Source organism: Pseudomonas sp. Bc-h (assembly GCF_002080045.1).
Taxonomy (GTDB): domain Bacteria; phylum Pseudomonadota; class Gammaproteobacteria; order Pseudomonadales; family Pseudomonadaceae; genus Aquipseudomonas.
Window position 1 is genome coordinate 145488 of the sequence record NZ_MUIN01000004.1, and the last position, 12187, is coordinate 157674.

The 12187-nt window shown below is 56.9% G+C and carries 8 protein-coding genes and 1 pseudogene; 4 read left to right on the forward strand and 5 right to left on the reverse strand.

What is annotated here, in order from left to right; translation table 11 throughout:
- Positions 1-276 precede the first annotated feature (276 nt).
- Positions 277-1902 (forward strand): methyl-accepting chemotaxis protein, encoded by a 1626-nt coding sequence (locus BWR59_RS07580; protein ID WP_081565020.1) that lies wholly within the window; start codon positions 277-279, stop codon positions 1900-1902.
- Between the two features lie 70 nt (positions 1903-1972).
- Here BWR59_RS07580 and gbcB read toward each other — a convergent pair whose 3' ends face one another.
- Positions 1973-3073, reverse strand: coding sequence for a glycine-betaine demethylase subunit GbcB (gbcB, locus tag BWR59_RS07585; protein ID WP_081565021.1), 1101 nt, complete (start codon positions 3071-3073; stop codon positions 1973-1975).
- Between the two features lie 330 nt (positions 3074-3403).
- Here gbcB and gbcA point away from each other — a divergent pair, with 330 nt between their 5' ends.
- The 3 genes from gbcA (at position 3404) to BWR59_RS07600 (ending at position 6315) form a co-directional block, all read left to right on the forward strand.
- The gene (gene gbcA / locus BWR59_RS07590; RefSeq protein ID WP_081565022.1) at positions 3404-4702 is read left to right on the forward strand and encodes a glycine-betaine demethylase subunit GbcA; all 1299 of its coding nucleotides are present in this window, start codon (positions 3404-3406) and stop codon (positions 4700-4702) included.
- Between the two features lie 903 nt (positions 4703-5605).
- Complete coding sequence (locus tag BWR59_RS07595) at positions 5606-5800, forward strand: hypothetical protein (RefSeq protein WP_081565023.1); 195 nt, start codon at positions 5606-5608, stop codon at positions 5798-5800.
- A complete protein-coding gene (locus BWR59_RS07600; RefSeq protein WP_081565024.1) occupies positions 5797-6315 on the forward strand; it encodes a hypothetical protein in 519 nt (172 codons plus the stop codon). The genes BWR59_RS07595 and BWR59_RS07600 overlap by 4 nt, the downstream gene beginning before the upstream one ends.
- 74 nt (positions 6316-6389) lie before the next feature.
- On the opposite strand, the pseudogene BWR59_RS31915 reads toward BWR59_RS07600, so the two are convergent.
- From BWR59_RS31915 to dgcB, 4 genes and pseudogenes are all read right to left on the reverse strand, one after another.
- Positions 6390-6500 (reverse strand): annotated as a pseudogene (locus tag BWR59_RS31915) (electron transfer flavoprotein subunit beta); the annotation flags it as partial.
- Positions 6501-8112: 1612 nt separating this feature from the next.
- Entirely contained in the window at positions 8113-8916 is an 804-nt protein-coding gene (locus BWR59_RS07615) for an electron transfer flavoprotein subunit beta (protein WP_081565027.1), read from the reverse strand.
- Positions 8906-10126, reverse strand: coding sequence for an electron transfer flavoprotein subunit alpha/FixB family protein (locus tag BWR59_RS07620; protein ID WP_081565028.1), 1221 nt, complete (start codon positions 10124-10126; stop codon positions 8906-8908). Before BWR59_RS07620 ends, BWR59_RS07615 begins: the two co-directional genes overlap by 11 nt.
- A complete protein-coding gene (gene dgcB / locus BWR59_RS07625) occupies positions 10126-12075 on the reverse strand; it encodes a dimethylglycine demethylation protein DgcB (RefSeq protein ID WP_081565029.1) in 1950 nt (649 codons plus the stop codon). The genes BWR59_RS07620 and dgcB overlap by 1 nt, the downstream gene beginning before the upstream one ends.
- Positions 12076-12187: the final 112 nt, after the last annotated feature.

Sequence of the window (12187 nt, forward strand, 5' to 3'; positions counted from 1 at the left end):
AAGTCACTCCAGCTACCAGTGAAATCAGGGCATTTACGCCACAACACCGAACAGAAAAGCACTTGTATTACTTCACTTCCGCAAACGCATAACGGACCTGATTGACTGCGTTTTCTCCATCTTGTTCCTGCTGTTCGTCAGATCACCGCGCTGCGACATAAGCGCACAGCAATGGACCAAAGGGTTCAAGTCCGGCGGGGCCTGACCGATAAGCCATTCATCTCTTATCAAAACTCCCTTCTGCACGCATGGATTGCGGCCCCATCAGGAACCGTCATGTCCCTACGCAATATGAACATCGCGCCCCGCGCTTTCCTTGGTTTTTCCATCATCGGCCTGCTGATGCTGGTGCTCGGCATCTTCGCTCTGACCCAGATGAGCAAGATCAACGATGCCACCGAAACCATGGCCACCAACAGCATGCCGAGCATCAAGGCGCTGGATAAACTGACCGAAGCCAGCATTCGCCTGCGTGTGCTGTCTTACCGCCTGATGCTCAATCGCGACCCTGACACTTTGCAGAAAACCGTCGATCTGCTGGCCATGCGCAACAAGCAGATCGAGGACGCTCGTGCAATCTACGTCAAGCTGATCTCCGCGCCGGAAGAACAGGCGGCTTACGATCAGTACCTCTCCCTGCTCAATGACTATCGCCGGATGGAAGACCGCATGAAGTCGCTGAGCAGCGCCAACAAGCTGGACGAGCTGACCACGATGCTCAGCGCCGACCTGCAAACCAACTCGGACCAGATGAACGTGGTGCTGGGCAAGCTGGTGGAGATCAACACTCAGCAGCTCAACGACACCAACAAGATAGCGTCGACCCAGTATTCCTCGGCGATCACCATGGTAGTCACCCTGTTGATCGTTGCCACGGCCCTGACGTTGCTGTTCGCGTGGCTGCTGACCAACAGCATCACCCGGCCTATCGCCTCGGCCCTCAAAGCTGCTGAGGAAGTGGCCGAAGGCGACCTGACGCGCACCATTGAAGTGGACGGTACCGACGAAGCCGGCCGCCTGCTGAGCGCGATGTTGAAGATGCAGTCCAGACTGCGCGACACCCTGCAACGCATCTCCGGTTCGGCCACCCAGCTGGCTTCGGCTGCAGAGGAACTGAACGCCGTCACAGACGAAAGCGCTCGCGGCCTCTCGCAACAGAACAACGAAATCGAGCAGGCAGCAACGGCGGTCAACGAAATGACCAGCGCCGTGGAGGAAGTAGCACGCAACGCGGTGAGCACTTCCGAGGCATCGAAGAACGCCACCACGTCGGCCAGCGATGGTCGCGATCTGGTTCAGGAAACCGTCAGCGCCATCGAACGCATGAGCGGCGACGTGCAGAGTACTGCGACGTTGATCGGCAATCTGGCCGATGAATCGCGCGACATCGGCAAGGTGCTGGACGTGATTCGCGGCCTGGCCGATCAAACCAACCTGCTGGCCCTCAACGCTGCCATCGAGGCTGCTCGCGCCGGTGAAGCGGGCCGCGGTTTTGCCGTGGTGGCAGATGAAGTTCGCGCTCTGGCGCATCGCACCCAGCAGTCCACCAGTGAAATCGAACGCATGATCGGCAGCATTCAGGGCGGCACCGAGCAGGCTGTCAGCTCCATGCGTAACAGCACCGAACGCGCCGAGTCGACGCTGAATATCGCCAAGGGCGCCGGCCTGGCGCTGGACACCATTAACAGCGCGGTGGTGGAAATCAACGAACGCAACCTGGTGATCGCCAGCGCGGCCGAAGAACAGGCGCAAGTGGCCCGCGAAGTGGACCGCAACCTGGTCAATATCCGCGACCTGTCGACCCAGTCGGCGACCGGTGCCAACCAGACGAGCGCGGCGAGCAACGAACTGTCGCGCCTGGCGGTGGATCTGAACGGAATGGTTGCGCGGTTCCGGTTGTAAGTATGGCTGCATGAAAAAAGGGGGAATGCGTTGCGGCGCATTCCCCCTTTTCATTTCCGCCCCGGGTTGATCAATACTCGATCCGCACGTCCCCCTTCGGCACGCTGCAGCACGACAGAATATAACCCTCTTCCACGTCGTCGTCGGTAATCCCGCCGTTGTGCTCCATCTCCACTTCCCCGCTCAGCTTCATCACCTTGCAGGTGCCGCAGATCCCCATGCCGCACGCTTTCGGGATCATCAGGCCGAGTTTGGCAGCAGCGGCATGGACGGTTTCGCCCGGTGCCACACGAATGCTCTTGCCGGTGTCGGTGAACTCGACCTGATGCAATTCGGCGACGTCGACTTCTGGCGCGTCGGCCGCCTGCTCGGCGTGCTCCACCGCATCGGCGCGTGCTTCCGGCGGCGTCGCACCGAAGGACTCCTCGTGATACTGGGCCATATTGAAACCGTTGGCTTCCAGCAGGCGCTTGACCGCGTTCATGTACGGAGTCGGGCCGCAGCAGAACACTTCGCGCTCCATGAAGTCCGGCGCCATCAGTTCCAGCATCTTCTGGTTCAAATAACCGCGGTATCCAGCCCAAGGCTCACCCAAGCCGTGCTTTTCACAAACGATGTGCAGTGAAAAGTTATTGATGCGCGACGCCATCTGCTCCAGCTCACGGTGATAGATGATGTCTTTAGGCGAGCGCGAACTGTGGACGAACACCATATCGACGTTGGCGTTGGTGTCGTAATACCAGCGCGCCATGGACATGACTGGCGTGATACCGACGCCGCCACTCAGATAGAGGATTTTCGGATTCGGGAAGTCAATGGCGTTGAACAGACCCACCGGCCCGTGCACGGCCAGCTCCTGTCCTTCGTGCAATGTGTCGTGCAGCCAGTTGGACACCTTGCCGCCGGGCACGCGCTTGATGGTGATCGAGAAGCTGTAAGGGACCGAGGGTGCGCTGGAGATCGTGTACGAGCGCATGATCGGCACGCCTTCGATTTCCAGCTCGAGAGTGACGAACTGACCCGGCTTGAAAAAGAACAGGATCGGCTGGTCGGCCATGAAGCAAAAGGTGCGAACGTCCCAGGTTTCCTGGATCACTTTGACGACCCGCACCAGGTGGCGGCCATTGGCCCAAGTCTGTGTATTGACCGGGCTGAGGAAACTCTGGGACATACTCACTCTCCACGGCCGACTGTCGGCCTCTTATGGTGGCGATTCTGCGTAACGCACGAGCCACCTATTTACCTATCAGCGACATTCACATACTTATGGCGACCAGGCCCGATCTATAGGGGTTACGTAGTCGGAAACGGATTCGGCCATGTCGCCCATGGATAAGGTTCGCGTCGCGCCCGGCTACACACTCGCCGTCAATCGATTACAGATTTTTCATTCATAAGGATGAGCGACAGAACGCACCGTCGCCTTGCCTGCAAACGACTCAACACAACCGTAATTAGCCACATTCGTAGGTCGCACAATCGCGGCCTGAGGACTTGAAAGATGGACGTCACCGCAACTCTGAGCCTGGGCGATCCGCTGGAACCCGCACGTAAGGCCACCGCCGAAATGCTGCAGAACCGGGAGCGCACTTTTTCGCTGCCGCAGCCTTTCTACAGCGATGAGCGGCTGTTTGAAATCGACATGCAGGAAATCTTTCAAAAAGAGTGGCTGGTCGCAGGCATGACCTGTGAAATTCCGGCCAAAGGCAACTTCCTGACCCTGCAGATCGGCAAGAACCCGATCCTGGTCGTCCGCGCGCCAGACGGCTCGGTCAACGCTTTCCACAACGTCTGCCGCCACCGCGGTTCGCGCCTGTGCACCAAGGAAAAGGGCAAGGTCGCCAAACTGGTGTGCCCATACCACCAGTGGACCTACGAACTCGACGGTCGCCTACTGTACGCGGGCACCGAAATGGGCGCTGACTTCGACATGAAGCAGTTCAGCCTCAAGCCGGTGAACTGCAAGGTCGCCGGCGGCTACATCTTCATCAGCCTGGCGGCCAACCCGCCGGCCATCGACGAGTTCCTGCAGACGCTGAATCACTACATGGAACCGTACGACATGGAGAACACCAAGGTGGCGGTGCAAACCACCTTGATGGAAAAAGCCAACTGGAAGCTGGTGCTGGAAAACAACCGAGAGTGCTACCACTGCAACGGTTCGCACCCGGAACTGCTGAACACCCTGCTGGAGTGGGACGACGTCACCGACCCACGCGCCGACCAAGCGTTCAAGGACCACGTCGCTGCGTCTGCCGCTGCATGGGAAGCAGAAAAGATCCCGTTCGCTCACAAGAGCTTCGGCCTGCGTAACCGTATCGTGCGCATGCCACTGCTCAAAGGCACTGTGTCGATGACCATGGACGGCAAACAAGGCAGCCAGAAACTCATGGGCCGCATCAAGAACCCGGACCTGGGCTCGATGCGCATCCTGCACCTGCCGCACTCATGGAACCACTGCATGGGCGACCACGTGATCGTGTTCACCGTGTGGCCGATCAGCGCGCAGGAAACCATGGTCAGCACCAAATGGCTGGTGCACAAAGACGCCGTCGAAGGCGTCGATTACGACGTCGCGCGCCTGCGTGAAGTCTGGGACGCCACCAACGACCAAGACCGTCGCCTGGCCGAAGAGAACCAGCGCGGCATCAACTCCATCGCCTACCAGCCAGGCCCGTACTCGAAAACCTACGAGTTCGGCGTGGTCAACTTCATCGACTGGTACAGCGCCAAACTGCTGGAAAACATGGGGGCAGAGCCAGCCCCGTATTTGAAGGGCGTTGCGGTTAATCACGAGTAAGGCTCCCGCACCGAGGTATCGGATGTGACTCGAAACCTGTGGGAGCTGCCGGAGATTACGAGGGTGGCGAAAAGCGATCTATTAAACAGATCGCATTCGCCCCCTCGTACTGTCCGGAAACTCCCACAGCACTTATGGCGAGCTGGTGAGTTCAGGCATGACCCGAAGCTGATCAAAAAACAATCAACACCTCGCTGCACCAATTCCCCCGCCCCTCGCAACCTTTCACAAACAACTTATCCACAGCACCACCCACAGCAATTGTGGGCAAGTCGATTCGGCCTCCAATAAAAAACCAGAAAAAACCGTGACTTATTCCAATGGTCATGTTCCAGCCTTGACTGGTTACTTATTGACCAATTGCATGGACCCCACGGATTTAAAGGCTTTAAAGGGATAGCAAACACCTTATCCACAGAAGCGCCAACAGAGAATGTGCGCAAGTCAGGCAAAGTCTCTCCAGTCTGTGGAAAAGCGCAGCATACGTCGATATTCGGGCGTCGCCAGAGAGATTTCGCCAGAGAATCGTCATATTGATCACTATTTGATCAATCCTCCATAAGCCACGGTTCGTAAGGCTCTCAGCGGACCACGAACATCTTATCCACATAGAGGCGCACAGAGAATGTGGGCAGAAAGACACGACCAGAACATTTCCCTGTGGAGAAAAATCCTTTTAAAACCGCAAGATAGGCTGATCAAAATTTAATCAAACACTTGTAAGCCACGGATTGTACGGCTCGCAGGGATAGGTGAACAGTTTATCCACAGGCGGATCAACAGTGATTGTGGGTATGTGGGTAAATTGATGGGCAGAAGGATCGGAAGCGTCTGACATCGCAGTGTCTCCCAAAACCGTAAACTCCCCGCCAGCGCAACTCTCCCGACTGGAAGGATTCAATCATGAAAAGCAGAGCCCACTTCTCACGAGATGTCGTCTTGAGAGCCAATGCCCATCTGATCGAGCACGGAGGCCGCCCAGCAAAGCTTCCCCGAGAGCTGCTGGGTATCGTCACCTTCCGGCCCAGAACAATAGAAGAGATCAACAGGGCCTTTGCCTCTGCGTATGCAAAGCTGCGCGAGACTGAGTTTGCATGACCAAAGCAAACTACAACCATATCTATAACGCATTGGTCGCAGACGATAACGACATTGTGGGCAAGCTCGCCTACTCGCAATACAAACGTCAGAAAATCGAATACATCCTGGCATTCAAGGAAAAGCACGGCGAACTCCCGAAAGACGCCGATCTCGCGGCGTTCCACGACATGAGCAACAACGTGTCAGTCCTTGAGAGCTACCGGAGTCAGGCCGCACAGCTTGCCGTGGATTTTCTGAAAGCATCTCTCGCTGATGAAACAACCCAGATGGAGGAAATGTATGCCGCAAAAGCCAGTCACGAGATACGATCCGCCCGACCTGGGTTCTGGACTGGCGTGTCACAGAGCGTTATTGGCTCGGCGTGCTTCATCATGCTGCTAGGCTGCCTGGTCTTCTTCACTTGGAGCTTGAAACAAGGGCCTCGCCAAGTCATTGAACAAGTGTTCGATGTGATGATTGTCGATGCAACCACCGCTCGGTCGGCGACAGCGATAGATGAACCAAAGTCTTGAACGAGAGATATACCCAGTTTGCACATCGCCTCACGGCTTGCCGGCGGGAGCGGTATTGAGGGCGAAGCCGGGGGTCAGCGAACCACCCCCTCCTCCACCAACAACTTCAAAATCGCCGCTGCGCCTTCCTGAGCGCTTACACCTTTAAGCACTTGCCCACCGCCACCACTGGCCTTGACCGTAGCTCGAGCAGGATCGAACTCGGTCGTACAGGATTTCGAAGACTGATGTCGGTGGAAGTGACCATAGACAGCGTCAAAGCGGCCAACGATTCGGGCCTACCCAGCACCCCTACTTACAATGCCCGACATATCGAATCGGCTCGATTTATGAAATGAACATTTACATGCCTGACTATCAACCAGCAGAGATTTTTCACACCAGTTGCAACCGCTTGCAAGAGCATTGTCAGTGCTAAGTCTTGGGCCGAGTAGAACGACAAACCTGTATCAAGTTATTGCGGCCCTTCATAAGGAAGCCCTTGGATGGCTCTACTACGGGCGTAACAGAGGCGACGATATCCATTTGGATACCCTACATCTGTAGGATAGAACAAATCAACGTGATAGCGGACTATACCCCCATCTTAACCCCAACACTTGGACAGAGGCACGGAGGCAGGATGAAGACCAGTGCTCAGCTTATCTTGGTGATATTTGCAGCTACATTTTTGAGTAACTTACATGAAACGTCCGATGCAAGCTGGAGGTCAACAGCCATAGTGGGGATCCCGGCCACTACACTTGGGTGCATATTTATCAGGTTATTCTTCATTTCAAACATAGAAAACTTCAAGAGCGCTATAAGTAACCCAAGAATAAAAACATTGACTAGCATTGTGTTCCGTCAAAATAAAAGGAAAATTTAGTATGCGTGAAATATGCGTTTCTGATCTAAAGTTAATCTCTGGCGGTTCAACAGGCGACGCCATTGCGGTGGGAGGAGCAATCGGAGGTAGAGTAGGATTTTCTGTGGGGCTTAGTTCAGGCGCCGTGGTTCTGCTGTATTGGGCTTAGGAGGTATCGGTGCCGGAATAGGTGCAGCTATCGTAGGCGCAGGAGCGGTGGGTATAGCGTCTCAAGGAGAAGCACATTGGGCTACGTTTTGTTAAACATACTATTCGGCTTACCGCTCCTATTTCTGGTGAATAGACTTTTTAAACCTGTAAACAATAAAAATTCTTCGCCTTCACACCAGATCATTCGCTTTATAATAGTGGTACCCACAGTTACGCTAACCGCTGTGCACCTAACGAATTATACTGCGCGGAATCAACATATAATTATCGAAATTTTACTCAGCATCCAGAACTTTTGAGGGAGCAACCTGGATGGTTGCAGGATAAAAATTAGAGAACTTAGCACCACAAATATGTGTCTGTTGGTCCAGCTCTGCAGCAGCACAGGATCGCTGATTGAAGATAGTTTCAACAGTCCCGAAGGACTTAACTATTGTGGCGGAGGCTACTGAAATTCAATTAGCTTATTTCGCTTAAAGCGAAAGAAGCCCTCGCTCCGGTTAGAGAAAACCCAACAATGAAAGAAATTATCTTAAACATCTCATTAGCGGTACCCGTTGCACTCTTGCTAAAGTTTCTTTTCAAGAAATTCGCACCTTCTTATGAGTACTTAATCCCCATTGTTAGCATTCCGATTTGCGTACTTGTAGCGGCCTCCCTCACGAAAGCCATTCTTAAATACGAGATATGTATATTGAACCTCGTTTCCAGATTGACCGCATCATAATGACCTATTCAAAGGCGCTACCTGTGCGCCTTTGAATAACCTAGAGAAAGCGTTACCGAACCACCCCCTCCTCCACCAACAACTTCAAAATCGCCGCTGCGCCTTCCTGAGCGCTTACACCTTTAAGCACTTGCCCACCGCCGCCACTGGCCTTGGCCGTCGCAGCTTTCATCCGATCTGCACCGCTTTTGGCCTTGATGACTTTCAGGCGTTTCGGCCGAGGTTTGGCGGGTGTCAGTTCGGCGCCTGTGAATAACTCGTCGATAACGACGTCGATCTGCTCCACGTCCAGAACACCGCGTTGCGCGGGGCCGTAAGCGCTTTGACGGGGTTTGGGTGCCGCGTTATCCACAGTAGCGAGGAATGGCAGACGAACTTTGAGTCGGCGACGTTGGCCGCGAGGTAAAGCCTGGAGTACCTGTGCACTGCCGTTACTGATGGATTCGACTTCCGCCATGCCGACGACCAGCGGCCAGCCGAGCTTTTCCGCCAGCAGATACGGCAGCATGCCGGAACCCTCACCGGTTTCAGCCTGGCTCCCGGCTAGCACCAGTTGCACGCCGGATTCTCGAATGTAATCGGCAAGGCCCGGCAGCGCGTCGGCGCCTTGGGGTTGTTCCAGTACGTGCAGTTCGCTGAGGCCCATGCCCAGATAGGCGCGCAACGCAGGCTCTTCGGCGTTGCCGGCATGCAGTACGTGCAAGTTATCCCCAGCCAGCTGCAGGCCGAGTTCCACGGCCCGGGCATCTTGCTCTGCCCGGCGAGGACGACCGGATGTCGGGTGCGCGCCGATAGAAATCAGACTAATGACGTGCAAAGCGCTTTTATCCACAGGCATTTTTTTGTCAGGCTGCATCGCGTTTCGCCTCATTCCGGTAGGCCTCGACGGCCTCAATCAGCGCCTTGAGCACCTCGGCGCTTTCGCCAATGACTGACAAATCAGCACGTTTGATCATGTCGCAAGTCGGATCAAGGTTAATCGCCACGACTTTGTCGCACGCGCCAATGCCCTGTAGGTGCTGGATCGCGCCGGAGATACCCACAGCCACATATACGCGCGCAGTGACCCAAGTGCCGGATGCGCCCACTTGGCGATCACGAGTCATGTAGCCATCGTCCACCGCCACGCGGGATGCGCCTTCGGTCGCGCCCAAGGCTGCAGCGGTACGGTGGAACAGGTCCCAGTCCCTGACGCCGTTGCCGCCGGAGAAGATGAATTCAGCTTCTGCCATGGGGATAAGTGCCGGATCGACCGCCACCGCGCCCAAATCCTCAATCCGAGCAATGCTTCGCGCGATGGTTGTGGACAACTCAATCGGAAGCGCTTCGTGGCGAGTCTCACTGACGGGTTCGGCGCACTCGGCAGCCGCCAGAATCAGGCGCGATACCGGCCGCAACACATCTTCACGGCCTGCGCCTGCCCGGCCTGTGGCTCGATCATCCTTGACCTGCCAGACGCGCGTCGCTGGCCGTTCACCAATGCTTGCAGCGAAACGGCGACCTAATTCCCCGCCGCCGCTGCGGCTGTCAGGCAACAACCAATGCCGCGGATCAAACTGGTTATCCACAGCGCGCAAGCCTTGCACGCGCTGCTCTGGTGAGTATCCGCTGAATTCGCTACCTTCCAACACCAGCAGACGGTCCACACCTGCTGTTTCGAAGGCGCTCTCCTTGTGCTCGCCGAATACCACGGCCAGCACAGCGCCGTCCTTACCAGACAGGCTGTGAGCAAGTCCCAGCAAGTCGCGGTCGTGACTGCTCAAGCGGCCGCCAACCATGTCCGGGACCACTGCGATGTAGAAAGCAGGATCGGCAATTTGATGCAGTGGCAATTGCACTTCCACTGAAGCAGAACGTTTGACTGACCCGCCCTGCTGAGCGCCGCTGCGGTCAATGCGTTTGATGCCGTTCGGGCCTATGAAACCGATGCCGTGCACGTTTTTGCGGATGACACCGTTAGGCCCCATCCAGCTTGCCTGCTGCGGCTGCATGGCAGCATGCAGCGGGTGCAGGCGGTTGCGAGCGATCCACTCGGCACGAGGGTCGCGGCGGATAATGTCGCTCATCAGTGCGCCTCCGCAGGTTCGCGTTTGACCGGAGCCGGTTTGGCTGGCGCGGCTTGTTCTTCCAGCAACGCGTCGGCCACCAGTTCGGCGATGTCCTTGATCATCGGACGCGGCTCGACCACGCCCTCGAGCATCGCGGTGCATTGTGGACAACCCACGGCCACCAACTCGGCGCCGGTTTCGCGGATGTCTTCCATGCGCATGTCGGGAATACGTTGCTTGCCCGGAATGTCGGTGATCGGCGCGCCGCCACCACCACCGCAGCAGCGGGAGCGGAAACCGGAACGTTGCATTTCCTTGACCTCGATGCCCAGCGCCTTGAGCACGTCGCGCGGCGCTTCATATTCGCCGTTGTAACGGCCCAGGTAGCACGGGTCGTGATAGGTCACGCTGGAGCCTTTGTGCTGCCCCAGATTAAGAGCGCCATCGCCGATCAATTCGGCCATGTAGGTGCTGTGATGCTGTACCAGGTAATTGCCATCGAAGGCGCCGTACTCGTTCTTCAGTACATGGAAACTGTGCGGGTCGCAGGTAACGATGCGCTTGAAGCTATACTTGTTCAGAGTCTGAATGTTGCGCTTGGCGAGCATCTGGAAAGTGGCTTCATCACCCAGACGGCGCGCCACGTCGCCACTGTCTCGCTCTTCGAGACCGAGCACCGCGAAGTCGACCTTCGCCGCTTTCAGCACTTTGACGAAAGCACGCAGGGTGCGCTGGTTGCGCATGTCGAAAGCACCATCGCCGACCCAGAACAGCACGTCGGTGGCCTTCTTGTCGCTGAGAATGCTGAGGTTGAGGTCCGCCGCCCAGTTCATCCGGCCGCCCGGTGCGAAACCGCCCGGGTTATCGGTCGCGATGAGGTTCTCGAGCACTTCGGCGCCCTTGTTGGGAGTCGCGCCCTTTTCCAGTGTCAGATGCCGGCGCATGTCGACGATGGCGTCCACGTGCTCGATCATCATCGGGCACTCTTCCACGCAGGCGCGGCAGGTGGTGCAGGACCACAGCGTCTCGGCGTCCACCAGCCCGTTGACGATCGGTTGGTGTGGATTGCCCTTGTGTTCGCCAATCGCTTTACCGGGGTAAGGGCTGCCCGCGAATTTAGCATCCGTTCCGCCCGCTAGACCGACGACCATGTCCTGAATGAGTTTTTTCGGGTTCAGCGGCTGGCCCGCAGCGAAGGCCGGGCATGCGGCTTCGCATTTACCGCACTGCACGCAGGCGTCGAAGCCAAGCAGTTGGTTCCAGGTGAAATCCTTGGGTTTGTCCACACCCAATGGCGCAGTTGGGTCGGCCAGATCCAGCGGTTTGAGACCAGTGGAACGACCACCGCCAAAACGCTCGGGGCGACGGTGCCAGGCCAGATGCAATGCACCAGCGAAGGCATGTTTCATCGGCCCGCCCCAGGTCATTCCGAGGAACAGCTCGCAAACGCCCCACAGCACGCCGATCCCCAGGATGACTGCCAACAACCAGCCACCGAAGTTTTCAGGAAGGATGCCAGCCACCGGCAGCGTCACGATGAAAAACGATGCCGAGAACGCCAGCAGGCTTTTTGGTAAGCGCATCCACGGGCCTTTGGACAGGCGCGCTGGTGGATTGCGACGACGCATATAGACGAAGATCGCGCCGACGAACATTACTGCCGACATCAGCAGCAATGCATAGCCCAGGACACGGTTATGCAGGCCGAAACCGTGGACCAGAATCGCCAGAATGATCGACGCCACCGCGCCACCCGCCGTGGCAACGTGGGTGTTGGCGATGTATTTGTCCCGCGCGACCACGTGGTGCAAGTCGACCATGTAGCGCTTGGGCATCGCCATCAGGCCGCCCAGCAGATCGACCTTGGACGCACGCCCGTTGCGCCACATGGCCACCCGCCGCAATGCGCCCAGGACACCAAGGCCCAATGCGGCAAACAGCAGGATTGGAAGAAGGGTGTTCAACATGTGGAGCTCCCAAAGACCGAGGGTCTCGCCAGGGGCTGATCGTTCCCACGTTCCGTGTAGGAATGCATACCGTGGCGCTCCGCGTCACTGAAACAGACGCGCAGCGTCCCTT